This window comes from Paenibacillus sp. JNUCC 35, assembly GCF_058269095.1.
On the sequence record NZ_CM177771.1, the window covers coordinates 450,001 to 473,434 of the forward strand.

Consider the following 23,434-nt stretch of genomic DNA (forward strand, 5'->3'; position numbering starts at 1 on the left):
GGTACCGCATGGAAGGGCCATCGCTCAACGGATAAAAGCTACCCTGGGGATAACAGGCTTATCTCCCCCAAGAGTCCACATCGACGGGGAGGTTTGGCACCTCGATGTCGGCTCATCGCATCCTGGGGCTGAAGTAGGTCCCAAGGGTTGGGCTGTTCGCCCATTAAAGCGGTACGCGAGCTGGGTTCAGAACGTCGTGAGACAGTTCGGTCCCTATCTGTCGCGGGCGCAGGAAATTTGAGAGGAGCTGTCCTTAGTACGAGAGGACCGGGATGGACGTACCGCTGGTGTACCAGTTGTCTCGCCAGAGGCATAGCTGGGTAGCTATGTACGGAAGGGATAAGCGCTGAAAGCATCTAAGCGTGAAGCCCCCCTCAAGATGAGATTTCCCAATTAGTAAGACCCCTTGAAGACGACGAGGTAGATAGGTTGGAGGTGGAAGCACAGCAATGTGTGGAGCTGACCAATACTAATCGGTCGAGGGCTTGACCACAAGGCTTTTTCCGACAGGAAAGGCCGCATCGAAAGCATATGACACATATGCACCACAAGATCTTTGGATGGATCGACTGCACGTTTCGCTGCTAGTTTTCAGGGAGCAACCCTGGTGTGTCTGAATAGACACCTGTTTGGTGACGATGGCGGAAGGGAACCACGCGTACCCATCCCGAACACGACCGTTAAGCCTTCCAGCGCCGATGGTACTTGGACCGAAGGGTCCTGGGAGAGTAGGACGTTGCCAAGCAGTCCCACAACTGTGGGTTTTTTTATGGGATTTTGTCTCGTATGCACAATGGAGAGGTGTCCGAGCTGGCCGAAGGAGCACGATTGGAAATCGTGTAGGCGCCAAAAGCGTCTCGAGGGTTCGAATCCCTCTCTCTCCGCCAGTATTAAGGCGGCGTAGCTCAGCTGGCTAGAGCGTACGGTTCATACCCGTGAGGTCGGGGGTTCGAGCCCCTCCGCCGCTATAGATACATAAGGCCCGTTGGTCAAGGGGTTAAGACACCTCCCTTTCACGGAGGTAACAGGGGTTCGAATCCCCTACGGGTCATTTACCTTTCTTAAGGTAAGAAGTAGTACAGCAAGATTCAATTATGGACGCTTAGCTCAGCTGGGAGAGCATCTGCCTTACAAGCAGAGGGTCGGCGGTTCGATCCCGTCAGCGTCCACCATACATGCTTTTTACTGACGCGGGGTGGAGCAGCCCGGTAGCTCGTCGGGCTCATAACCCGAAGGCCGCAGGTTCAAATCCTGCCCCCGCAACCAATTTATATGGAGCTGTGGTGTAGAGGCCTAACATGCCTGCCTGTCACGCAGGAGACCGCGGGTTCGAATCCCGTCAGCTCCGCCATTTTTAACAACGCTAGTTTTTGTGGCGGTCGTGGCGAAGTGGTTAACGCATCGGTTTGTGGATCCGACATTCGGGGGTTCAATTCCCCTCGTCCGCCCCATTACCTTGATATGAGTTTTAAATATTGGGGGTTAGCCAAGCGGTAAGGCAACGGACTTTGACTCCGTCATGCATAGGTTCAAATCCTATACCCCCAGCCATTTAGTTATGAGCCATTAGCTCAGTTGGTAGAGCACCTGACTTTTAATCAGGGTGTCGAAGGTTCGAGTCCTTCATGGCTCACCATGATTGTTTTATGTGCGCGTGTGGCGGAATTGGCAGACGCACTAGACTTAGGATCTAGCGTCTTTGACGTGGGGGTTCAAGTCCCTCCACGCGCACCAGATTTATGCGGAAGTGGCTCAGCGGTAGAGCATCGCCTTGCCAAGGCGAGGGTCGCGGGTTCGATTCCCGTCTTCCGCTCCATAATTTCATACGTGCCCTTAGCTCAGCTGGATAGAGCGTTTGACTACGAATCAAAAGGCCGGGAGTTCGAATCTCTCAGGGCACGCCATTATTACTTTCGGGACGTAGCTCAGCTTGGTAGAGCACCTGGTTTGGGACCAGGGGGTCGCATGTTCAAATCGTGTCGTCCCGATACGTCTGTCCCAGTAGCTCAGTTGGATAGAGCAACGGCCTTCTAAGCCGTGTGTCGGGGGTTCGAATCCCTCCTGGGACGTCACGGGAAGCGCAGATCTTACAGGATCTGCGCTTCTTTTGTTATCATCTTTTTTTCCTTGAAAGATGTTATTTTTTTCCTCTTTTCCTCAGCCTGTGACTTACTTTATGCAGCTCTTTCTAAATTTAAGCGATGAGCTGTATATTTTTAAAACGAATAATGAAAGGGTTATCATACATTTATTGATCGGAATTATAGAGTTTTTCTGTCTAAAAAACCTCACTTCCTATGTTATTTGATGTAAATTTTATGTGTATTTTTTGACCATTGTTCAAAACTTTTAACCCCATTAAACCGATATACTTGATTAGGACATAGAAAATAGATGTCATCTCTTTTAAGTAAATACATAGACGCTAAACAGGAAGAGGGGGATTAAAGAGATGAAAAAACAAATGATAACGAAAAGCTTTAAAGGATTGAACCGGAACTCGTTAAAGGTGAAGATTCCGCTTCTTTTATTAATTTTGGCTTTGGTTCCGCTGCTTGTCTCGGAATATTTTCTCAGTAATCAATTCACATCGGTACTCCGGAAAAGTATTGAGGATAATCAAGTGAAGATAACCACGTATACGGCCGATTACATATCTTCCACACTTGTTCAGAAAGTGTCTACGGTTCAAAGCGTGATCCAAAATCATACTGAAATTGGCACTCAAACGGAGGCACAGAAAATCGCGATTCTTAAAACGATGTCGGAGAACGACAACGAGGTGAAGATTGCTCTGTTCGCGGATAAAGACGGACAAGCGATCGACCAGAACGGCAAGAAAAGCAGTCTCGCGAATGACGAGACGTTTAAAAGCATTAAAGATACGAAGAAACGGGTTGTGTCCGATATTATTAAGGACTCCAGCTCCAATCAATATTCTTTGAAGGTCAGCGCGCCTGTCATAGGGACAGATGGACAATTCGCAGGTATGCTGCAAACCGCAATAAATCCGAGCCGGATGATCAGTCAGGTCAACAAGGTAAAGATTGGCGAAACCGGATATGCGTATCTCATGTCCAAAGAAGGCATCTATATGGTTCATCCTCAGGTGGACCGTATCGGTAAGCCGTTATCGGATATAGCGACTCCGGAAAGACTGGAGCTCTACAAAAATACGGTACTTGTTAAAGAGCAGGGGCAAGTGGCTTATAAAGAAAAAGATAATACCAATAAGGTCGCGGCTTTCGAAGAAATCAAGGTTCCTGGCTGGCGCATAGTCGTAACAGGAAACCCGGATGAAATTTACTCGCAGGTTGATCAGGTAAACTTCGTCGCCAAGATAATCGTTCTCGTATCCGCTGTTGTAGTAGTAGCTGCCGCTATCTGGCTGTCTACGTTTATTTTGAAGCCTCTTCTCGGTATTTCCGCTATGATGAAACGGATCGCCGGAGGGGACTTGTCCAGAAGGTTAAAAGTACAATCGCAGGATGAGATGGGAGAGGTGCAGCAGAACATCAACGAGATGCTGAATTCCTTCTCTGCTCTTCTCCAGAAGTTAAGCATGGCGATTGAGCATATGGCGGCATCGTCCCAGCAATTAAGCGCTATTGCAACCCAATCGGCGGATGTTTCTCAGAATGTGAATCAGACCGTCCTGGTTATGGTAAAAGGGGCCGAGACCCAATTCGAAACGGCTGAACAGACAACGGAGGCCATGAATGAAATGGCGGCGGGTGTGACCAAAATTGCGGATTCCGCCTCCACGGTGTCGGAAGTCGCGCAGGGAGCCGTGCAAAGAGTAAACCAGGGCTCCAGAGACATGCAGGATGCGATTCACCAAATCCAACAGGCAAGCGAAGCAGTGGAAGCGACTTCCCTGACTATAAAGGCGCTGGAGGAAAGCTCAGCCCGTATTCATCAAGTAGTCGGGTTTATATCTGAAATCGCCAAACAGACGAATTTGCTTGCTTTAAACGCTTCTATCGAGGCGGCGCGTGCGGGAGAGCACGGAAGAGGGTTCGCCGTGGTTGCGCAGGAAGTGAAAAATCTTGCGGAACAAACTTCCGGAGCGACAATCCAAATCAACGACACGATCAAACAAGTCCTGTCGGCCACCAAACAGGCTGCCGCGTCGATGTCGCACGGCAAAGCCGAAGTGGACCGGGGCGTAGAGCAGGTACGCAATACGGATAGAGTGTTTGAGGATATTCTCGAGACCGTATCGTCGATTAACGGACAAATCCAGGAAGTTTCCGCGGCGGCACAGCAAATTTCGGCCGGTACGGAAGAAGTCGCGGCTTCCATGCAGGAAACGGTTCAAATTTCCAGAGACTCGCTTGGCAAAATGAACGGCATGTCGCGTTCGACGGAAGAACAGCACGCCGGTATGAAAGAGATCGTCATCTCCGCATCCGAGCTTACCCGGTTAGCTTCCGAACTCCAGGAGCTGTCCGGCAAGTTTACCGTAGAGAGGAACGCATCCGCAGACAACGAAACCGACGACAAAGAGGCCAGGAACAAAAAGATCAAACAGCCGAAACAGACACGGCAGAAGCCGGACAAACCGGTCAAACCGGCCAAAAAAGGCAAAATGGATAAGGGCAATACATAGAAATAGAGTGTAACCGATAGGAATAGGATTGACCCGGTAAAATGCCGACAAGGGCTTACATGGGCCTGAATGTGCCCTTACAGAGCTACAAAGCTACAGAGCACAAGGCAGAGGATAGCTAGGTGTATGAGCTCTTCATGCGGAATGAAGAATTGCAGTCAAGGTGAGGCGTCAAAGGAGTAAATCCGAAACAGATGAGTCTTTAAGGTTTGTCCAGGTTGGCCGCAGAAATAGATCTGAACGCAGCCTGCGTACAATCAACGACTGGCAGATCAAACAACAAAGAAGCTATCACCGGATCACCGGGATAGCTTCTTGTTGTTTTCTTTTAAAATACAAGGTCAGGATTCCTTCTCTTCATCTTCCGTTTCGATCTCAAATTCAATGGTGTCGGCGTTTACTTTGACATCATGTACTTTAATCCCGTTACGCGCCAAGGAGGACGTGATCAGATTGCGGTCTTGCGACGGAAAGACATAGGAAGGCTTGTCCCTGTTGCTGAGAAGATCCTGAGCGACTTGAATGAGTCTTTCCATAGTGAACGGCTTCCGCATGAACTTCTCGATATCTTTCTCATGGTAATCGAGAGGCGGCTCCAAAGCGGTGGAGACAATGACAGGCGTCCGGTTATAAACGGGATGGTGGTAGAGTTCCGAAATGAAATCCCATCCCGTCAGGCTGCCTTCCAGATGAATGTCCACGATGAAGAGCAGCGGCGCTTCCGTCGTTTTACGCTTTAAGGAGAGAATGCCTTCCTCCGCGGAACGGAGCTGAACGGAAGGAAGCTGAAGCTTCGCAAGCGCGACCTGGATCAGTTTAGCGAGGTTGTCGTCGTCCTCGAAAATAACGATTTTGTTATTTAGCGAGACCATTTCAAACGGAACCAGCTCGACTGTAAAGGTAGACCCTTTACCCATCTGGGAACGGAAGGTGAGCTTACCCTGATGGCCTTCCACAATCTCTTTGACGATGGCAAGTCCTAGTCCGGTACCGCCGATTTGCCTGCGGTCGGAGTTATCTACCCGGTAAAACTTGGAGAAAAGGTGCTCTTTCGCCTCTTCCGGAATTCCGAGCCCGTAGTCGGTCACATCAATGAAAACGGAACCGCCGCTTTCGCGGATCTGCAGATCTACCCGTTCCGCACCCGGCGAATATTTGATCGCATTGCTGAGCAGGTTCTGAACGACCTGGCGGAGCCGGTCGCTATCCCCGCGGACCCAAACTTCTGCCGGCGAAAGGACGGATACCACAATGTCATGGTTTTGTTTGTCCTGCCATTTCTCGACGATATCGTAAACGAGCTCTTTCGTATCCACCGGGGCAAAATGATACACCTGGCGGCCGGATTCCATCCGCTGGAGATCGAGAAAATCGTTAATGAGATTGGCGAGACGCGTAGCTTCTTTAAAAATGGTATCCAGGTATTTCTGCTGTTTCTCGCGTGGAAGCTCACGGTGGATGAGAATCTCGATGAAACCGAGCACGCTGGCCAGCGGCGTACGAAGCTCGTGAGACACGATGCTGACGAACTCGTTTTTCATGGCATCAATACGCTCTTCCTCCGTCCGATCGCGGAACACGAACAGATAACCGGATTCATCGCTATCGTTCTCGCCGACCGAGGTGGCGTAAATCTCCGTGAACTGCGGCTCTTCTCCGTTCATAAAGGTGAAGCGCTCGTTAAGCTGGTTGATATCGCCGTCAAACAGCGCTTTAATGGACTGCGAAACGCCGGTGAATCCGCTTGACGCCGCGGCGATTTCCTGGCAGGAATCCACGAAGTCGTGTCCGATCTGCTCGTCCAGATGGAAAAACTTATGCATCTGATTGTTTGCAATCAGAATTTTGCCGTGTTTGTCGCACATCATCATGCCTTCATGCGCCGCTTCCAGAATCCCTTCGATAAGATCGCGCTGGGACTCGATATACTGCTTCTCCAGGACGAGCTGATCGTTAAGCTCTTCCAGATGCGCAGCCTGCTTGCGGCGCTCGTCGTTCATAATCTGGGCGTAAAACGCCAGATCGAACTGACGGATCAGCCCCAGCGTCAGCCGCTCCTTCTCTTCATGCCGGTCGAAGCCGTGGAAGTTGGTCAGGAGCAGGAAGCCGATCACCTGCTGCTGGTCATCCTGCAGAGGGAAGTAATGATCGACGGCAACGGAAATGCCGTCATGAAATCCCCGCTCCGCCTCGGTAGCTTCCCGCTTCTGAACAAAAGCGCAGCCTTCGTCGAACACACGCTGAGACGCGCCGTAAAGCTCGCTCTGGGCTCTGGAGGCGAAACTGCGCGGATAGCCGCTGGAGAAGAGAACCTCATAGTGTTCGGCCTCCTTGCTCTTGAGAACGACAAGAGCCGCGTCATAGCTAACGGAATCGAGAAGGGCAGGGATCGAATGCTGCAGGAATTGCTTCAGCTCCGTAAAGCCCGTCAGCTTCTCCTGATAATTCGAGATCAGCTCCAGCTCCCGTTCGCGGTCGGACAGCTTAGCCAGCGTAATCTGCTGCTCTTCCTGCTGGGCGATAATTTCCTCGTTCTGGGCTTCCAGACTTTCCGCCATGAACCGGTAGGTTTCCTCGCTCTTGCGGAGCTGAGATTCGGCACGGCTGGCGCGCAGTTGGATCAGGCCTGACCAGATTCCGATCAGGATACCGAGAATGCCGCCGCTCAAAATGATCATCCGCGAGACGGACCCGGCTCTCTTGATGGAGTCGTGGGAAGATTCGCTGATTTTGTTCAACGCATCCAGGATGCTCAGGTGGAGAGTTCTGTACTGGTCCATATACTGTTTGCCGATATTAATCCGCCCTTGGGCTTCCTGTACTTTACCGGTCTGCACGAGTTCGATCTGGGAGGTGTAGAATGCAAGCATTTTCTGGATATGCGGATTCACTTGTGTCTGTATGAGAATACGGAGATCGTCATGACCCGATTCAAGGGTGCGAATGACCTCCAGGTCTTTCTGAAGTGCCGCTTTGCCTTTCTCGTAAGGCTCCAGATATTTCGGATCGCTGGAGATCAGGTAGCCGCGTATGCCCGTTTCCTGGTTGAGCAGGTCTTGAAGGAGATTGTTGGCTGCCGATATGACGGGAATGGCGTCTTCAATAACCGCATCGCTCTGCCGCTCCGTATTCAATGAAGAGATGTAACTGGACGTTCCGACGAGAGCAAGGAGCAAAACGATGGCAATCACATACGAAAGAGATAAGCGCGAGCGGTTGAATTTCATGCGTTCACCTGGTTTCTGAAAATAATTCTGGAAAAATCCAGCAACAGTCCACATTCGACATGAAAAGACGGAATCCTGCATAAAACGAGCGTGCTTTTCGTCATTGTTCTCCAGAGCGAAATGGGGTAAAATGGAAGTAGGCCAAGCCATAATGCCGACCTGAATTCAGGGATTTAAGGAAGAATTGATTTTGTTTTGCCGATGCACTGTGTTAAAATACGGGTAACTAACGTATAGATGGATTATGTGTGCGCGTGCAGCCGTGGCACTTTTGTATTTTTATGCATAAGCTATACCGTTCTCCATGCCAAAAAGACCGCGGATGCGGGGGCATCTGCGGTCTTTTTCAATAGCTCGCCCTTCAAGGGTGATCAGCTGCATATGGTGTGACGAAGATAGACCTCCAAGGCCGGTTGCCCAAGGGAGGTCTATTTCTTCTTCTGTGAAAGAATGAGAACCACTAAGCTCGCAAATGAGATCATCAGCGTCAAAGCGTCTTTAACTTCCACAGGGCATCACCTCCTACTCGAGAAGGTTAGCCGACCACCCTTGAAAATGCCTAGTCTATTGTAACTTTAGTATACCACCAATGTGGGAAAAGTTATAGCATTTTTTACCATTTCACCCATTCATCCATTCCATCCGTAAAGAAAGCAGATCACGCAGCTCGTCCGTAGACAGCTCCGTAATCCAATTCTCCCCGCTGCCCACAATTTGCTCGCTCAGACCGAGCTTTCTCTCGATCATTTCATCGATTTTCTCTTCCAGCGTACCGAGCGTAACGAATTTGTGCACCTGCACGTCCCGCGTCTGTCCGATCCGGAAAGCGCGGTCCGTTGCCTGGTTCTCCACGGCGGGATTCCACCAGCGGTCAAAATGAAAGACGTGATTGGCGGCCGTCAGGTTCAGACCGGTTCCGCCTGCTTTAAGCGACAGCAGAAAGACGGAGAACTGCTCTTCCAGGGGAAGCTCCGCGTTCTGAAAGCGGGCGATCATCGCATCCCTTGTCTGCCGCGGAGTGCCTCCGTGCAGGAAGGAGACGGACTCGCTTAGCTCGCTTTGCAAAATTTCCTGGAGAAGATGGCCGGTCTCCACGAATTGGGTGAAGATCAGACACTTATCTCCCTGCTGGCGCAGCTCCTGCACCATGTCGAGCAGACGCTCCACTTTGCCGGAGCGGTTGCGCCAATCGGTGCGAGGTCCCTCGCGCATAATGAGCGCAGGATGGTTGCAGATCTGCTTGAGCTTCGTCAAAGCGGCAAGAATATGCCCTCTGCGCTCCATCGGAGACATCGCGTCGACTTTCTCGAAGAGGTCGCGGATGTAATGCTCGTAGAGCGTACCCTGCTCGGCTGTAAGCGTCACGAACGTCTTCGACTCGTTCTTCTCCGGAAGATCGAGCTGGATGGCGGGGTCTTTCTTGATGCGGCGCATCAGGAAAGGCCGCACGAGGCGCTGTACCCCGGAGATCAGGCCGCTGTCGCGGGATTTCTCGATCGGCGTGACGAACCGGCGCGTAAACTGCGTGAGCGTGCCGAGATAGCCGGGATTGAGGAAATCGAAGATGGACCACAGCTCCGTCAGCCTGTTTTCCATCGGTGTCCCCGTCAAGGCGATCCGGTGGAGGCCCGAGAAACTGCGGATAGCAGCCGCTTGTTTCGTGTACGGGTTCTTGACGTTCTGAGCTTCGTCCAGACAGATGGAGCTCCACGACACCTCGCGCAGTTCCTCCTCATCGAGATGGGAAAGCGTATACGAGGTGATGACCAAGTCGGCGCTTTCTACGGATTCCGGGAAGAAGCTTCCTTTGGCGCGCTGCGGCCCGTAATGAATGTGAACGCGGAGGTTCGGCGCAAAACGGCGAAGCTCCATCTGCCAGTTCCCGATTACGGAGGTCGGACAGATGAGCAGGGAAGGCGCTTCCGGGGCTTCGGTTTCCTTCACCTGAAGCAGATAGGTGATGTACTGGATGGTCTTGCCGAGACCCATGTCGTCGGCAAGACAAGCCCCCAGGCCGAAGCGCCGCAGGAAGAGCAGCCACGTGCTGCCCTCCAGCTGATAAGGCCGCAGCGTCCCCAGGAACGAAGCCGGGGGATCGATGCGGGGCAGCTCGGCCGTGCGCGTGAGCAGCTGGAACAGCCGGCGGAGCTGGCCGGTCAGCTCGATCTCGACCGCCGGCGGCCGGTTGTCGGGATCGGCGGCTTCGTCCGCCGGTCCTTCCGGCTCTCCGCCCGTACCGCCGCCCAGCAGCTGGAGTTCCAGCACCTCGCTCAGCGTAAGTCCTTGCTGGCGGTCCGCTCTGGCGAGCAGCTCCTCCGCCTGGCGCAGGAACTGCGGGTCGAGCTGGACCCAGCGGCCGCGGATGCGGATGAGCTTGCGCTTCTCTTCGAGCAGCTGGAGGAACTCTTCCTCGCTCAGCTCGAAATCGTCGATGGCGACGCGCCAGTCAAACTGCATGAGCTGGGTAAGCCCGAACATCGACTCGCCGCCTCCACCGCCAAGCGAATTTTTGAGCTTGGCCTGGAGCTTGGGGCGCAGCTTGCGCGCCCGTTCCCACCAGGCGGGCAGCATGACGGCGAAGCCCGCCTCCACGAGCCGCACACTGCCTTCCGCAAGGAAGCGCCACGCTTCCTCGTCGCTCAGGCGCGTGCGCAGCTGCGGCGGCTCGCCTTCGTCCGCCGCGTTCAGCCACGGCAGAAGGCGCAGCCATCTGCCGACATCCCGCGGGACGCGTCCGAGGTCCGCGATCCAGGACTCCGGCAGGGCCAGCTCGCCTTCCAGCGGCTCGCCCGCCGGAGTTACGGCGCGCAGGACCGTGTCGTCGGAGCGGTCCTGCAGCAGGATCTGCAGCCTCCAGTCCGGGTCCCCTTCGGGTTCCATGAGCTGGAGGCTTGCGCGGAACGGCGTCGGATCGTGCTTCCAGCCGATCGACACGAGCCAGTCCTCTTCGTCCAGCCAAGTATTGGCCGGACGTGTGCCCAGGCGCAGCAGCGGATGCGCCTCTTCGAGCCGGCGGAGCGCCGCCTTGCGGGAGCCGTCCGCTTCGATCCAGGCGGGGATGAGCTGGTCGAGCCACAGCTCCGCCTGCGAGGTGACGGACGCGGCGGCTTCCCCTTCGAGCTGTAGCTTCCAGCTCAGGGTGCCCGTCTTCCACTGCTCGTAATCGGGAACGAAGCGTCCTGCGGCAAGCGCTTCCTTAACTTCGGGAGCGAGTTTTCGGAGATTCGTTGTATCCGTATCCCAGCGGATGGAAAGATGCTTCACGGTATGCGGATCGCCGAAAAAATCCAGCGCCGTTAGTGCGGGCAGGGACAAGCCTTCGCGGTGTCCCCATTCGGTCGTTTCAATAAAGGTTCCGTAAAAGGAAGGGGCATGCCAGGCGAAAAGCAGGCCCTTCAGATCTTGTGCATCCCAGATGCCGCCGTTCTCGCGGGTTCCCCATACGAAGAAGGCGCCGGACGGCATCCAGACGGCATGAACCGTCAGCGGACTCGTTTCTATCATGGCAGCCAGCTTCCTTTCTCCAGTTCTTCCTGAAACGCGCGGAGGCGGACGAAGTGATCCGACAACCGGTTAATGTATGTCTCCCATTCACGCTTCCGCCCGAGGGTCGTGTAATAGCCGTGAAGCTTTTTCAGAAGGCGGACAGCGGTTTTATAAGACGTCCGGTTCTTCTCCAGCACGGACCGTTCCACGGCCTGATGGTACAGGGGGAGAAGGAGGGACGGATCGGATTCCTCTACCGATCTCAGCTCCAGGGCATACAGGTTCTGGGGGCCGATCCGGTTGGCGATTTGCAGATCCACCCACTGCCGGTAGCGCTTCGTTTGAAGCAAATAGCCGGTGTAAACATAGTAGGAACGCGGAAGAAGCGTCTCCATGATGCGAACCCATTCGTCGTCCGCATCGGCATGCTTGGCGGCGTCCGTCCAATATTGGCAGAGCAGGCGGAAGTCGTCCTGGGCCGCCGACTGCATGGTCGGAGCGAGCCAGCGGAGCCAGCTCAGCAAGGTGTCCCATTCGGCGCGTTCATGGCAGCGTCTCATATAGAGGATAAAATCTCTTGCTCTGCGCTGATGCAGAGCCTCCAGTCTAAGAAACGCCGCGTCCGGACTGTTCTCCATGAGGTCGAAATGAGCCCGGGCCACAAGCAGAACGTCCTGCTTGCGGTTCCGGCGGCCCTCCTCCCGTTCCTGGAGCTGTTTATCCAGCCGTTCTTTCTCACGCTTGCTCCATTCCGCTTTCTTCGGCAGAGCCCACCATACCGCCCGGTAGGCATACAGCCAGTCGTTCGGTCCCTCTTTGCCCTGGAGGGCCAGAGAGGCCAGGCGGTTCAACGCTTCCGTCCAGCGTTTGGGGTGCTCTTTGACCGAGACCGGAAGTGCCGGCGAAGCCAGAAGCCGGTCCAGACGGGACAGGCAGTCGGCCGCGGCCGTTGTGGCGTTGGACTCATGATAGCCGGATAAGTAGGAACTTTTCGTATCTCCAAAAAACTGTTCCATGCGGTGCATCACAAAAAGGGTCACGTGCAGGTCGTATAAAAGGCGGATGCCGTCCGGCCAGCCGGAGGCATAAGCTTGAAACCGCTCGAAAGCGGAAGTGACAAACAAATCGAACGAATACTGATGAGAAATCGAAAAACCGTGATACTGCGCTTCAAAAAAGCGGTGCCAATCTTCGGGAGAACCTCCCGGCACCGGTTCGGAAGTGCGGCGTTTGGACTCGCGGTCGGCGTTCTTGGCGGGCTTCCGTTTCGTCGTCATCGCGCGCTTCAACTCTTGAACAAGCAGTTCGGGCCTGCCGTGAGGAACGTACAAGGCAAATATAACCGCTGCCATGTGTCTGCACGGTTTATCGAACGAGCAGGTGCAGTCACCTGCACTGAAGCTTTCCAGATCGATCGTGGTATGGTAACGGTCGTTGCCCCGTACCGATGCATGCACGACCGTTCCTCCCACAAGTTCCACGCCGCTTACGCGGCCTTTGTGGTGAAACATCCAACCCCGTTCCATATCCTCGGGGTCCATGTGGGTCTGCATCTGCTTGATCAAGTAGTTCATTCTGTTCTTGGGTATTTGCAGTTCGAGCATTCCTTCTGAACCTCCGGGGTATCCTTATCTCTCCATAGTACCAGATTTTTTCCTGTTTTGCCCATTGGTTTAGGATTGGCTAATGGAGGATTTTTTAGACGTGCCATCAAGATAGGCGAAAGGGGCCTCAGCCTTGTAAAAAAACCGCATCTGCCGGGAGGCGGCAGCCCTCGCTCGGGAGCACGCTTGCGCACGGTCCGGCATGTAATAAAAAGAATAAACCGGCAGGGGAAAAAGGGTGAGGCCGCCGGGGCCTTCCTACCATTTTACCACTATACGTCTGCTGATTCAGGAATTCGGTTAAAATAATAAAAAACGAACGCAGGTTTGGAAATTCAAACATCCCGGTGGTATACTGGGAACACAAGAGCAAGGCTCCGGAGCAGGAGCCTTTTCCACTTAAGGGAGGCACTCGAAACGTATGGGGATCAAGTTCGGCAGAGAGTACGAAGACATCATCCGCGATTTGATGAACGGGCTTGGACATGTGGACGGGTTTTACGGATTTTTTGAAATGAGCGAGTCGGATTGGCATGAGCTTCCCGAGGAAGACCGTCAGGAATGCCTTCGTACGCTGGCCGACGATGTGTTCTACGGACTCGGTTCCGAGCCGCTGCTCCAGATTGCGGACGCGAAGGTGCGCTATTTGAAGGATAGACACCTTATTCAGATCGACCATGACGATCAGGTTGTCACGATTGTGCGGCTGACATCCGCGTAAGCACGGATACGAAAGAGGTTCCGGTCTTTGAAGGCCGGACCGCCCAGGAAAAGAAACAAGAGGTGCAATCTAACATGCTAGCCAAAGCGCAAGAGCTTCTGCAGCAGTATTACGGATATCCGGAATTCCGGGAAGGGCAGAAACGCATCATTTCCGCCCTTCTGGAAGGACGGGATACACTCGGCATTATGCCGACCGGCGGCGGGAAATCGATCTGCTACCAGATCCCGGCGCTGATGATGGAGGGCGTTACGCTAGTCGTCTCGCCTCTCATCTCGCTGATGAAGGACCAGGTCGATGCTCTGCATACGGTCGGCATTCCGGCGACCTTCCTGAACAGTACGCTGGAAGCGGGAGAAGCCGGACGCCGGATTAGGGAGGCGATGCAGGGCAAGTACAAGCTGCTGTATATCGCCCCCGAGCGGCTTGAATCCGACTGGTTCCGCCAGTGGATGCATTCCATGAATATCTCCTTCGTTGCGATAGATGAGGCGCACTGCGTCTCGCAGTGGGGGCATGACTTCCGCCCCAGCTATGTCAATATAGCTCCGTTCGTACAGGATCTTCCGAGCCGTCCGCTCGTTGCGGCTTTTACCGCTACGGCGACAACGGAGGTTACGCAGGATATCGCCCGGCTGCTGGAACTCGCCGACCCGGAGGTCGTGGTAACGGGCTTCGGCCGGAGCAATCTGGAGCTGTCCGTACTGCGGGGCGTCAACAAACGCGACTTTGTTTTCGACTATGCCAAGGCGCACACTCACCAACCCGGCATCGTCTACGCCGCCACGCGTAAAGAGGTGGACGAGCTGTACGAGCAGCTGCGCCGTAAAGGGCTGGCCGCCGGGCACTATCATGCCGGACTTTCCGACGAGGAGCGGGCCCGCAACCAGGAGGCCTTTCTCTACGACGACGTGCGGGTGATGGTCGCCACGAACGCGTTCGGGATGGGGATCGACAAGTCCAACGTCCGGTACGTGATCCATTACAATATGCCGAAAAACATGGAGGCATATTACCAGGAGGCGGGCCGTGCGGGCCGTGACGGAGATCCCAGCGAATGCATGCTGCTGTTCAGCGCCCAGGACATTCTGACGCAGAAATTCCTGATCGAGCAGAATCAGCTTTCCCAGGACCGCAAGAGCAACGAGTACAAGAAGCTGCAGACAATGATCGACTACTGCCACACACCGCGCTGCCTGCAAAATTATATTTTGCAGTACTTCGGAGATGAGGGCGAGCTTGTTCCCTGCGGCAACTGCAGCTCGTGCAAGGATGACCGCGAAACCGTCGATATTACGGTGGAAGCGCAGAAAATCTTCTCCTGTGTGCGCCGTATGCAGGAACGGTTCGGCATCTCGATGGTTGCCGGCGTGCTGAAAGGATCGAGAAACAAGAAGGTGCTTCAGTACAAGTTCGACAATCTGCCGACCTACGGCATTATGAAGGACCGGACCGAGAAAGAAATCGCCGATCTGATTAATGTCCTTATCGCCGAAGGGTACATGGGATTGTCCGAGGGGCAATATCCTGTGGTCCGGCTTCAAGCGCCGGCGGTAGAAGTTCTGCAAGGGCGTGTTCAGGTGTTCCAGAAGGTCACCCCGAGCCAGCCGCTGGAGTCCGCCGTGGACAACATGCTGTTCGAGCAGCTGCGCCTGCTGCGCCGGGACATGGCCGCGAAGGAAAAAGTGCCGCCGTACATTATTTTCAACGACAGCACGCTTCGTGAAATGAGCGAGCGCTGCCCGACGACCGAGGCCCAGATGCTGAAGATCAAAGGCGTCGGCGAGGTGAAGTTCCGCAATTACGGTCTTCCTTTCCTGGAGCTTTTGCAGGAATATGTGCGGGAGCAGGAGGCTTATGCGGGGGAGTTTTGATGTGAGGCACGGGACTTATTGTTTATAGGTATTTATAAGGCATTCTTTAAGGATAAGTTGGACAAAAGCTTACGCTGATTCCAATACTTCTTTAAAGAGTGCTTTTTTGTCGTTAAGAGAAAAAGTCCGCTCAAGAGCGGACCTTTGGATATACTTCACTACTTTTGTGGCTGTCGCGGATATTTTGAAACCGCCTTCAATAAAGGCGGTTTCTTGGCGATGACAATGAAAAAGAGGGCATTTTAAATTGAAAAACAGACGTTTGGATACATTAAAAAAAGATATACATGATTATTCATAAAAGGTAAAATTATGCTAGAACCAAGCGATTTTGCGTACTCCAATTTTTTCAGTCTGTTCTTGAATGATTTTTTGAACGGTTTCATTAGTACTAGAGACCCTATTTTTTAATTTTTCGCTTCTTATTTCCCGCTTCAATTCAGGTGACCACAAGATAAGTTCATGATTCATATAAAAACCTCCTGTATTGTTAAAAATTTATAATTATTATAGCATTTAGTAGGAGTGAAGTATATTGGCAAGGAGAAAATTAATCTTTTTTATATGTATTTTATATTTAGTGGGCTTACAGACTCATTTTTTGAATTTAGTTTATACTCATCCCTATTTAGGGATTTATATAGACAAAAATAATAACGGAGATTGGGTTATTGCTTCTTTTGATGAATTGGGGGTAGGCAAGCAATATGGTTTGCAAACCGGTGATAGGATTCAAAAAGTTAACGATGAGGAATTATCTGAACATAGAGAGTTTAAGTTATGGAGGAATGTGGAGAAAGCCCGTTCCATTACATACCTAAGGGACAATGAATCCAATGAAGTCTACTTTAAAGATGAAGCTAATATCCAAATTCATGATTTGATAGCCTTATTCTTTGAGATTATTTGCTTCGCTCTTGCTGGTTTTATTTATTTCAAGGGTAAGGGAGGTAATCAAGAGCTATCAGCAATTTACTTGGCTTTGGTCTTTTTTGCAATAGGCGCAACCTTTATGACTCTCGGGGCTTCAAATCGCGGGGATATTTCCGGCAAAATTTTAATATGTACTTTCATCCTATTAATTCCTTGTTTCTTTCTACACTTTTTGATGATTTTCTTTAAACAGAAAGGGGTTAATCTTTTTTCTAAAAATGCGTTGAAAATTTGGTATGGTTTAGTGATCGGTGGGACTGTAATAAGAAGTTCGTTTTTTATAGAGTCACTGTCCTATACTATATATAGGTCATTTAATTTAACCGTTATACCGTTTTTTTTATTGTGTTTGTTCAATAACTTCTGGTATCTAAGCCGTGTACACAAACAAGTCAGAAGAAATAGAGAGCTAAGTTCTTTACTTAGAACAATCTGGTATTCTTTATTCGTCAGCTTTGCTCCATTTGCTTTGCTTTCCTTATTCCCCGCAATGTTTATGAAGAGAGAACTGGTTCACTCTTTCTACACCAGTTGGTTTATTTTTATTTTTCCAGTTACTTTCGCCTATCTTATTTTATCTAAAAAGCTTTATGATCTTGACCTGTATATGCGGCGGGTGCTATTTGTTGCGCTTATCTCTGTGCCACCGAGCCTTTTAATTGTTTTTTTCATCAGTTTCATTTTTCACAGAAATATTTCATGGATTGAAATTACTTATATTTTTATTCTTGCTTTATCCATTTTCTCCGTCTTTGCCTACTTCATAGAATACTTTTCGATTAATCTTGAAAAATTCATGTTTCCTCGTAAGTACTTTTTACAGCTGTCCCTTAAGAAAATTTCCAGAGCTCTCGGAACGGTTACCAATTTTAACGCGCTTAAGGAAATCATCCTCAACGATATTATCAATACGCTGGAAATCCACGGTGGCGCCATCGTATTTGTGGAAAAGGACGGCATCCAAGTCATCACGGCTGGTGACATTGATGAGGAGGATGTTAAAACATCTATGGAAAATGGAGTCTACAAAGGGGACAAGTATACGGCTTTTGAAATCAACCGGCACGAAGAATACCGAAGTTTCCTGGTTGTAACGGGCAAAAAGTCTAACACCCATCTCGGCCAAGAGGACCGGCATTGGATCAATTTAATCGTGACCTACTTGTCCGCAAGCCTGGAGAACGTGTACCTCATCCGCAAGCTGACGCTGAAAATGTACGAGCTGATGGCAAACATCCCGAACGAGGAGGCGACGCCGGAATTTGTGTGGCTCCGCAAAACGATGTATGACATCCAGGAGAAGGAGCGCATCCGCATTGCGATGGACTTGCATGATACGACGATGCAGGATCTTTTTCTGCTCAAAAGAAGGCTGTACCCGATTCTTCAGCGTTTCCCCAAGATGACGGACGAGTACGGGCAGTTGACGGGGATTCTGACGCATATCGATTTGATTAATGAAAACTTACGGCAGAGCTGCTTCGAGCTGAATCCTTATGTGCTGCAAAAGACGGGGCTGGTCGGCAGTATCCGCAAACTGGTCGATGTGGAGAGTTCCTACAGCGAATTTCAGGTTGATTTTATCGCGGACTGTACGGCGCAGATCGAGCTGCTTGAGGTCGAAAGGAAGAAGCATCTGTTCCGGGTGATCCAAGAGCTGCTCAATAATGCGAAGAAGCACTCGCAGGCCGAGCATGTCACGATCCGTCTGGTGGAGGAGAACAGCAGCATCAGTCTGTTTTATGAGGATGACGGCGTCGGGTTCGATCGCCAGTTAAAAGAGATGAACCGCAAGAACCGGATTATTTCGGGAGCGGGCATCGGGCTCGATCAGATGCAGGGAAGGGTGCTGCTGATGAACGGTGAGTTCTATATGGATACCGAGCGTGGCAAAGGTGTACAAATCGAGATTCGAATCCCATTCCTGGAGGGTATTTCTGCTTAGAGGGGAAAGGAGGGAGCACAATGGCTGCTGCAAACAAGCTTTCGTACGATCAGGTGGCCGTGAAGCTGGCCGGATTGAACGGCTGGAATTTGCGGGACGAACGCACAATCGAGAAGACCTATGAATGCCGTGATTTCAAAACGGCCATTGATTTTGTCCGCCGTGTGGCCGAGGTGGCAGAGTCTCTAAAGCATCATCCCTTTATCAAAGTGGACGACAGACGGGTCACAATGCAGCTCAGCACGCATGATGCCGGCGGTCTCACAGACCTTGATTTTACTTCAGCGGTACAATACGACGGTGTGCTTCCCGTAGCTTAGCTTCCGGCTCCGGCCGGATGATAGATAGAGGACCGCTGTCTTGCGGTCTCTTTTTGTGGGAGGGCATGGCCGTTTGTTAAAATAGAAGAAAAACCATTCACATGAAAAAACGTTAATCACGTTAACGATGAAGCGGGAGGAGCAGGCCGGTATGGAACGTAAGAACAACTGGCTGTCGGCCGGGTTCGGCAAAAAGCTGAACCGGCTGCACGCCTGGAATGCCTGGGTCACGCTTGTTCTGGCCCTGACCGGCATCGTGCTCAGCATCGGCTGGATCCGCGGCGACCTCGGAGCTTTGCGTGTTGTGCTGAAGCAGGGGCACATCTGGCTCGGCGTCTTCTCCATCCTCCTGCTGGCGCTGTACGTGCCGCAGCTGCCCAAGCATCTGGGGCAGCTGCGCAAGCGCAGGAAAGCCGGGCAGCAGGGCAATCTCGCCGGCGTGCTTGTGTTTACGGCCGGCTGGATCGTCAGCGGCGTCATCCTGTGGCAGTTCCGCAGCCTGCCGCCGGCGTGGAGCAATACGGCCCTGTTCATCCACGATGCTTTTACGTGGGTGGGCGTGCCGTATTTGCTCTACCACTCCGTCACCCGCAGCCGCTGGGTGAAGAAGCGCAGCGCGGAGCGGCCTGCCTCCGCATCCGCGTCGAGTCCGCCTGCACGGGCAGCCGAAGACGCACGTCCGCAGGCGGACGCGCCGCAGCCTATCCTGCGCGCGGATACGGGCGCCGTCTTCCGCGACGAGACGCGGGATGCCGGCGGGGCGGCGACTCAGGCGAGCGCGTGGAGCGAGTCGCTGGGAAGGCGCATGACACGGGGCGCCTTCCTGAAGCTGGGCGCGGCGGCGGCGCTCGCGGTCGTGATCGGCCCATCGTTCGTCAGGTGGGCCCGCGGCAATCTCTTCGGCGGGGGAGGGCTGGAAGAGGCGGTGCGCGCGGATGCGAACCGCATGCTTCCGGCCCCCGTGCCGCTGGCGGAATCGTCGCCTCCCGTCGGCGGCGGGGCGAAGGGGGATTTCCGGATCTATACGGTAACGGAAATCCCCGCTTTCTCCTCCGACAACTGGGCGTTCAGTGTGTCGGGGATGGTCGACAAGCCGCTCCGGTTCACTTGGGAGGAGCTGCAGCAGGTGGAACGCCTCGTCCAGGTCAGCGACTTTCACTGCGTGACCGGATGGTCGGTGAACAACGTGACCTGGGAGGGCATCCGGCTGTCCGAGCTGCTCGGACGGGCAGGGATACAGCCCGGAGCCGGATTCGTGAAGTTCATCTCCGGGGACGGGGTTTATACCGACTGCCTCAGCTTGGAGCAGGCCCGTATGGATGAAGTGCTCGTCGCGCTGCTCATGGACGGCAAACCCATCCCGCAAAAGCTTGGAGGGCCTGTCCGCCTTATCGTCCCGAGTATGTACGCCTACAAATCGGTCAAGTGGCTTCAGAGCATCGAGCTGATCCGCGACGAGCATATCGGGTACTGGGAAGTGCGGGGGTACGAGAAAGACGCCTGGGTTCCGGATTCCCGGCTGAAGAGGGGCGTCTAGTGCAGCTTGCGGACTTTTGGAAACCGGCGCGCCCGTTAGAAAGCAGAAAAGGGAAGGGGCTTTATCCTCCCTTCCCTTGCCGGACAACCGATTGCAGATCGTTACAGTATGTACGGCTTCTATATCCGGTAGGCGACGATGGCACCCGCTTAATTGTAAACGCTATCACAACAAGACGGCGCAGGCCCATGCCAAAAGAAAGTCTGCCGAGGAGATGGTCGGAGGCGCAGCCGGATAAGCTTACGCGGGCTCCGCTCCGTGAACCATACAGTGCATCATAGCCATGCCGGTCGGTGTCATCCGTTCGTACGTATCCGTGACGGCAAACCCTGCCCGGATGTAAACTTTAATGGCCCGCTCGTTGCGCACGAGTACTTCCAAGTCGATTTCGTTGCCGGGATTCCGTCTGCGCGCTTCGGCAACCAGGCATTCCACGTACGAGGGGCCGAGTCCCTGCCCGCACAGATCGGGACGGATTCCGAGTCCTAGTCGGGTCACGCCCGTCAGAGGGAAAAATTGCGCAAACCCGCACAGCTCGTCCCGCTCGTCGATAATGGCCGCGTACTGCTTCTCACGGATATCGGGATCGGCGAATTCTTCCGCTCTCGCTGATAGCTCTTCCCAGGAAGGCCAATTGTACACGCTGTAGGGGGCGGGATAGGACCAGGCGCAGATGGCTTTTCCATCGGTTTCGGTAAAAGGGCGCACGCGCCATGAGGTTGCAAGAGTCATGTTTTGTCCGCCTTTGGTTAAAATAGGATTGGGTCTATTATAGAACAGAATTCTGTATTAGAACAGGCTTGAAGTTAACCTTATACAGACTAAGAACAGCCGCATGGAACGAATGCTGTGGTGAGGGAGGGGGGAATTCCGGAATAATCCGCTGAAAAGTAAAAACGGCCCCTTATCCCCGGTAATTTTTAAAGGAATAGGCCGTTATTCTGTGTAAAATATTCGGATGCGGAACCGCTTGCGCAGGAGAGACAGCTATCGGCAAGCTAGTCTGCCGTTTCTTCTCCTTTATCGAGGTTGTCGATCATATGAGCGAAAATCCGCGACATATGGGTCATGTCTTCGTCGGTTAAGCCCTGCATCATGCGCCTGATAATGCCGAGCCGATACTCACTCATCACTTTTACCATCTCGCGGCCTTTCTCAGTAACAGCCAGGAACACGACACGACGATCTTCCTCCGTCCGTATCCGTTCCGCATAACCCCCGGCAATCAGTTTGTCCGACATTCCCGTGATAGCTCCCGCCGTAATAAACAACGCTTCCGCCAGGCTCGATACTTTCTGGGGTCCTTCTTTGACCAGCGTTTCCAGAATAAGAAACTGCGATTTGGAAAAAGAGCGATCGACGTACTTCGTCCATTCATTGGACATTTTCCTCAAGAGTTGTCTGAAGGACTTTTCCATCTCAAGATAACCCTGATCGGGCATGATCCATCTCCTTTACCGGGCATAAGATTCTAAAAAATATTTTAGAACTAAATCATATACCGCTATAGGTATTTTTCTTATGGGGTTCCATATGGTAAACTTATAGTTACCCCCGTTTATTATCTCTATTATAAAATACCTTGTCTATAAGGGCAAAAAGAAATCCCACATTTTTTGTCGATAAAAATCAAGTGACAGGAATGGAAAATTAAGGAATACTAAGGGTTAGAAGAGGAGGTTGTGTATGAGCCGTGTTGAAATACGCGAGGCGGAGCTGAACGACCGTGATGCTCTCCGCGGGTTGATGAATACTTATATTTATGATTTTTATCAATACCCGCGTCCGGAAGAAGAAAAGCTGGAGAACCTGTTGGATGTCTTGATGGAAAAGAAAGCAGGTACGCAGTTCGTCGCCGTGTACGACGGGGAGTTAGTCGGTTTCGCCACCTTATATTTTACATATAGTACGCTACGCACGGGCAAAGTCGTCATTATGAACGATCTGTTCGTGACGGAGAAATGCCGGATTCAGGGCGTCGGTACCAAATTGTTCCGTGCATGCAACCAGTATGCCGCTTATAATGGCTATGTGGCCATGCTTTGGGAAACGTCTAAGGCCAATGAGAATGCCCAGAAGTTTTATGAGAAAATGGGCGGAGAACGCGAAGAATGGTACCCTTACTCCATCAAGCCTGTCATCGGCGTAGGAGATTAGGCGGTCGGCCGGTTTGCTGCGGTTCTGCCGGAAAGGGGCCCGTTCTTCCCGCTCCGCCATGCGGTTTTAAACTCATTATGCAGCCTGCTAGGGCGGGGAGGACATTGATTCGGATGCGGAATATTGTCAGTTTGGAATGGCTTTACGAACACCTGCAGGACCCCGATCTTCTGATCGCGGACTGCCGGTTTGCGCTGGGTGAGCCGTGGAGCGGCCGCCAGGACTACAGCATCGACCATATCCCCGGTGCTTTCTACGTGGATCTGGAGGAAGACATGTCCGGCGAGAAGCGGGAGCACGGCGGCCGTCATCCTCTGCCGGACCTGGGCGCTTTCTCCATGCGCGCGAGCGCGATCGGAGTTGACGCCTCCAAGACGGTCGTCGCTTATGACGACCAGGGCGGAGCGATGGCAGCGAGGCTGTGGTGGATGCTGCGCTTTCTTGGTCATGAGCGCGTTTACGTGCTTGACCGCGGCTATTCGCAGTGGAAGGCGGCCGGTTACCCGGTAACGGCCGAGGCTCCGCAAGCAAGCCCGGCGACCTTCTCGCCGAAGGTTCAGCGGCACATGCTGGCGAGCATGGACGAGGTGAAGGCGAAGCTGGGCGAGAAGGGCACCGTCCTGATCGATTCGCGCGAGGGAGCCCGCTACCGCGGCGAGCAGGAAGCGATCGATCCGGTGGCGGGACACATCCCGGGCGCGCGGAACCGCTTCTGGAAGGACGCGCTCGACGCGGAAGGCTCCTGGCGGAGCGCCGAGGAGCAGAAGGAGAGATTCCGCGGGCTGGAGAACGCGGAAGAGCTGATCGTGTACTGCGGCTCCGGCGTCACCGCCTGCCCGAACGTGCTCGCGCTGGAGGAAGCCGGCATCCCGGGCGTGAAGCTGTACGCGGGGAGCTGGAGCGATTGGATCTCTTATAGTGAGAATCCGATTGCGGTGGGGGACGAGGAGAAGGCTTAGTCAGCATAGTAGTATCTGAATTGGAGTACATCGCTCATTTGGCGATGTACTTCTTTGTG

Annotated in this window: 15 protein-coding genes, 14 tRNA genes and 2 rRNA genes (1 of these 31 cut by a window edge); 24 read left to right on the forward strand and 7 right to left on the reverse strand. The window is 53.0% G+C overall.

From position 1 onward, the window contains the following. The 17 genes from AC2TF6_RS02065 to AC2TF6_RS02145 all read left to right on the forward strand — a co-directional run. Nucleotides 1-493 (forward strand): 23S ribosomal RNA (locus tag AC2TF6_RS02065); it begins 2,425 nt to the left of the window's first position. 135 nt (nucleotides 494-628) lie between these two features. Further along, nucleotides 629-745, forward strand: a 5S ribosomal RNA gene (gene rrf / locus AC2TF6_RS02070). Nucleotides 746-795: 50 nt separating this feature from the next. Further along, nucleotides 796-887, forward strand: a tRNA-Ser gene (locus tag AC2TF6_RS02075). A 7-nt stretch (nucleotides 888-894) separates the two neighbouring features. Beyond that, a tRNA-Met gene (locus AC2TF6_RS02080) sits at nucleotides 895-968 on the forward strand. An 11-nt stretch (nucleotides 969-979) separates the two neighbouring features. Further along, nucleotides 980-1,051: transfer RNA gene (locus AC2TF6_RS02085), tRNA-Glu, on the forward strand. A gap of 45 nt (nucleotides 1,052-1,096) precedes the next feature. Beyond that, a tRNA-Val gene (locus tag AC2TF6_RS02090) sits at nucleotides 1,097-1,172 on the forward strand. 17 nt (nucleotides 1,173-1,189) lie between these two features. Beyond that, a tRNA-Met gene (locus AC2TF6_RS02095) sits at nucleotides 1,190-1,266 on the forward strand. 8 nt (nucleotides 1,267-1,274) lie between these two features. Next, nucleotides 1,275-1,351 (forward strand) — tRNA-Asp (locus tag AC2TF6_RS02100). Nucleotides 1,352-1,375: 24 nt separating this feature from the next. Beyond that, nucleotides 1,376-1,451 (forward strand) — tRNA-His (locus AC2TF6_RS02105). 25 nt (nucleotides 1,452-1,476) lie between these two features. After that, nucleotides 1,477-1,551, forward strand: a tRNA-Gln gene (locus AC2TF6_RS02110). 9 nt (nucleotides 1,552-1,560) lie between these two features. Further along, nucleotides 1,561-1,636, forward strand: a tRNA-Lys gene (locus tag AC2TF6_RS02115). A 14-nt stretch (nucleotides 1,637-1,650) separates the two neighbouring features. Continuing rightward, nucleotides 1,651-1,734: transfer RNA gene (locus AC2TF6_RS02120), tRNA-Leu, on the forward strand. A 7-nt stretch (nucleotides 1,735-1,741) separates the two neighbouring features. Further along, nucleotides 1,742-1,816: transfer RNA gene (locus AC2TF6_RS02125), tRNA-Gly, on the forward strand. Nucleotides 1,817-1,827: 11 nt separating this feature from the next. Then, nucleotides 1,828-1,904: transfer RNA gene (locus tag AC2TF6_RS02130), tRNA-Arg, on the forward strand. A gap of 10 nt (nucleotides 1,905-1,914) precedes the next feature. Next, nucleotides 1,915-1,988 (forward strand) — tRNA-Pro (locus tag AC2TF6_RS02135). Nucleotides 1,989-1,995: 7 nt separating this feature from the next. Further along, nucleotides 1,996-2,069, forward strand: a tRNA-Arg gene (locus AC2TF6_RS02140). A gap of 383 nt (nucleotides 2,070-2,452) precedes the next feature. After that, nucleotides 2,453-4,612, forward strand: coding sequence for a methyl-accepting chemotaxis protein (locus AC2TF6_RS02145; RefSeq protein ID WP_491309770.1), 2,160 nt, complete (start codon nucleotides 2,453-2,455; stop codon nucleotides 4,610-4,612). 341 nt (nucleotides 4,613-4,953) lie between these two features. Here the strand turns inward: AC2TF6_RS02145 and AC2TF6_RS02150 are convergent, their stop codons facing one another. The 4 genes from AC2TF6_RS02150 to AC2TF6_RS02165 all read right to left on the reverse strand — a co-directional run bounded on the left by AC2TF6_RS02150 (nucleotide 4,954) and on the right by AC2TF6_RS02165 (nucleotide 12,929). Next, on the reverse strand, nucleotides 4,954-7,839 hold the full coding sequence (locus AC2TF6_RS02150; protein ID WP_491309771.1) for an ATP-binding protein: 2,886 nt from the start codon (nucleotides 7,837-7,839) through the stop codon (nucleotides 4,954-4,956). Nucleotides 7,840-8,267: 428 nt separating this feature from the next. Further along, nucleotides 8,268-8,321, reverse strand: a complete 54-nt coding sequence (locus AC2TF6_RS02155) for a hypothetical protein (protein ID WP_367869717.1) — start codon at nucleotides 8,319-8,321, stop codon at nucleotides 8,268-8,270. Nucleotides 8,322-8,460: 139 nt separating this feature from the next. Further along, the gene (locus tag AC2TF6_RS02160; protein WP_491309772.1) at nucleotides 8,461-11,343 is read right to left on the reverse strand and encodes a DEAD/DEAH box helicase; all 2,883 of its coding nucleotides are present in this window, start codon (nucleotides 11,341-11,343) and stop codon (nucleotides 8,461-8,463) included. Continuing rightward, nucleotides 11,340-12,929 (reverse strand): SWIM zinc finger family protein, encoded by a 1,590-nt coding sequence (locus tag AC2TF6_RS02165; protein WP_491309773.1) that lies wholly within the window; start codon nucleotides 12,927-12,929, stop codon nucleotides 11,340-11,342. Before AC2TF6_RS02165 ends, AC2TF6_RS02160 begins: the two co-directional genes overlap by 4 nt. A 421-nt stretch (nucleotides 12,930-13,350) precedes the next feature. On the opposite strand from AC2TF6_RS02165, the gene AC2TF6_RS02170 reads away from it, so the two are divergent. Further along, a complete protein-coding gene (locus AC2TF6_RS02170; RefSeq protein ID WP_217562842.1) occupies nucleotides 13,351-13,650 on the forward strand; it encodes a hypothetical protein in 300 nt (99 codons plus the stop codon). 74 nt (nucleotides 13,651-13,724) lie between these two features. Continuing rightward, a complete protein-coding gene (gene recQ, locus AC2TF6_RS02175; RefSeq protein ID WP_491309774.1) occupies nucleotides 13,725-15,524 on the forward strand; it encodes a DNA helicase RecQ in 1,800 nt (599 codons plus the stop codon). Between the two features lie 315 nt (nucleotides 15,525-15,839). Here recQ and AC2TF6_RS02180 read toward each other — a convergent pair whose 3' ends face one another. Continuing rightward, on the reverse strand, nucleotides 15,840-15,995 hold the full coding sequence (locus AC2TF6_RS02180) for a hypothetical protein (RefSeq protein ID WP_491309775.1): 156 nt from the start codon (nucleotides 15,993-15,995) through the stop codon (nucleotides 15,840-15,842). A 1,258-nt stretch (nucleotides 15,996-17,253) separates the two neighbouring features. Between AC2TF6_RS02180 and AC2TF6_RS02185 the strand changes: the two genes are divergently transcribed. From AC2TF6_RS02185 to AC2TF6_RS02195, 3 genes are all read left to right on the forward strand, one after another. Beyond that, nucleotides 17,254-18,402 (forward strand): sensor histidine kinase, encoded by a 1,149-nt coding sequence (locus tag AC2TF6_RS02185; RefSeq protein WP_491309776.1) that lies wholly within the window; start codon nucleotides 17,254-17,256, stop codon nucleotides 18,400-18,402. A gap of 20 nt (nucleotides 18,403-18,422) precedes the next feature. Beyond that, nucleotides 18,423-18,722: a 4a-hydroxytetrahydrobiopterin dehydratase gene (locus AC2TF6_RS02190; RefSeq protein WP_491309777.1), complete on the forward strand. Its 300-nt coding sequence runs from the start codon at nucleotides 18,423-18,425 to the stop codon at nucleotides 18,720-18,722. Between the two features lie 151 nt (nucleotides 18,723-18,873). Beyond that, nucleotides 18,874-20,259, forward strand: coding sequence for a molybdopterin-dependent oxidoreductase (locus AC2TF6_RS02195; RefSeq protein WP_491309778.1), 1,386 nt, complete (start codon nucleotides 18,874-18,876; stop codon nucleotides 20,257-20,259). 240 nt (nucleotides 20,260-20,499) lie between these two features. Here AC2TF6_RS02195 and AC2TF6_RS02200 read toward each other — a convergent pair whose 3' ends face one another. Further along, nucleotides 20,500-20,991 carry a GNAT family N-acetyltransferase gene (locus AC2TF6_RS02200; protein WP_491309779.1) on the reverse strand — a complete coding sequence of 164 codons (492 nt, stop codon included), beginning with the start codon at nucleotides 20,989-20,991 and terminating at the stop codon, nucleotides 20,500-20,502. Nucleotides 20,992-21,257: 266 nt separating this feature from the next. Then, entirely contained in the window at nucleotides 21,258-21,701 is a 444-nt protein-coding gene (locus AC2TF6_RS02205; protein ID WP_009671623.1) for a MarR family winged helix-turn-helix transcriptional regulator, read from the reverse strand. 244 nt (nucleotides 21,702-21,945) lie between these two features. On the opposite strand from AC2TF6_RS02205, the gene AC2TF6_RS02210 reads away from it, so the two are divergent. Together AC2TF6_RS02210 and AC2TF6_RS02215 are read left to right on the forward strand one after the other, a co-directional pair. Further along, nucleotides 21,946-22,416, forward strand: a complete 471-nt coding sequence (locus AC2TF6_RS02210) for a GNAT family N-acetyltransferase (protein WP_218231757.1) — start codon at nucleotides 21,946-21,948, stop codon at nucleotides 22,414-22,416. A 113-nt stretch (nucleotides 22,417-22,529) separates the two neighbouring features. Then, nucleotides 22,530-23,375, forward strand: coding sequence for a sulfurtransferase (locus tag AC2TF6_RS02215; protein WP_491309780.1), 846 nt, complete (start codon nucleotides 22,530-22,532; stop codon nucleotides 23,373-23,375). The last annotated feature ends 59 nt before the right edge of the window (nucleotides 23,376-23,434 follow it).

What these genes read in the sequence shown, in the direction of transcription:
- AC2TF6_RS02180 (WP_491309775.1), bottom strand. Translation starts at nt 15,995, where the DNA reads ATGAATCATGAACTTATCTTGTGGTCACCTGAATTGAAGCGGGAAATA.
- AC2TF6_RS02165 (WP_491309773.1), bottom strand. Translation starts at nt 12,929, where the DNA reads ATGCTCGAACTGCAAATACCCAAGAACAGAATGAACTACTTGATCAAG.
- AC2TF6_RS02190 (WP_491309777.1), top strand. Translation starts at nt 18,423, where the DNA reads ATGGCTGCTGCAAACAAGCTTTCGTACGATCAGGTGGCCGTGAAGCTG.
- AC2TF6_RS02160 (WP_491309772.1), bottom strand. Translation starts at nt 11,343, where the DNA reads ATGATAGAAACGAGTCCGCTGACGGTTCATGCCGTCTGGATGCCGTCC.
- AC2TF6_RS02185 (WP_491309776.1), top strand. Translation starts at nt 17,254, where the DNA reads ATGTTTCCTCGTAAGTACTTTTTACAGCTGTCCCTTAAGAAAATTTCC.
- recQ (WP_491309774.1), top strand. Translation starts at nt 13,725, where the DNA reads ATGCTAGCCAAAGCGCAAGAGCTTCTGCAGCAGTATTACGGATATCCG.
- AC2TF6_RS02195 (WP_491309778.1), top strand. Translation starts at nt 18,874, where the DNA reads ATGGAACGTAAGAACAACTGGCTGTCGGCCGGGTTCGGCAAAAAGCTG.
- AC2TF6_RS02215 (WP_491309780.1), top strand. Translation starts at nt 22,530, where the DNA reads ATGCGGAATATTGTCAGTTTGGAATGGCTTTACGAACACCTGCAGGAC.
- AC2TF6_RS02210 (WP_218231757.1), top strand. Translation starts at nt 21,946, where the DNA reads ATGAGCCGTGTTGAAATACGCGAGGCGGAGCTGAACGACCGTGATGCT.
- AC2TF6_RS02145 (WP_491309770.1), top strand. Translation starts at nt 2,453, where the DNA reads ATGAAAAAACAAATGATAACGAAAAGCTTTAAAGGATTGAACCGGAAC.
- AC2TF6_RS02200 (WP_491309779.1), bottom strand. Translation starts at nt 20,991, where the DNA reads ATGACTCTTGCAACCTCATGGCGCGTGCGCCCTTTTACCGAAACCGAT.
- AC2TF6_RS02150 (WP_491309771.1), bottom strand. Translation starts at nt 7,839, where the DNA reads ATGAAATTCAACCGCTCGCGCTTATCTCTTTCGTATGTGATTGCCATC.
- AC2TF6_RS02170 (WP_217562842.1), top strand. Translation starts at nt 13,351, where the DNA reads ATGGGGATCAAGTTCGGCAGAGAGTACGAAGACATCATCCGCGATTTG.
- AC2TF6_RS02205 (WP_009671623.1), bottom strand. Translation starts at nt 21,701, where the DNA reads ATGCCCGATCAGGGTTATCTTGAGATGGAAAAGTCCTTCAGACAACTC.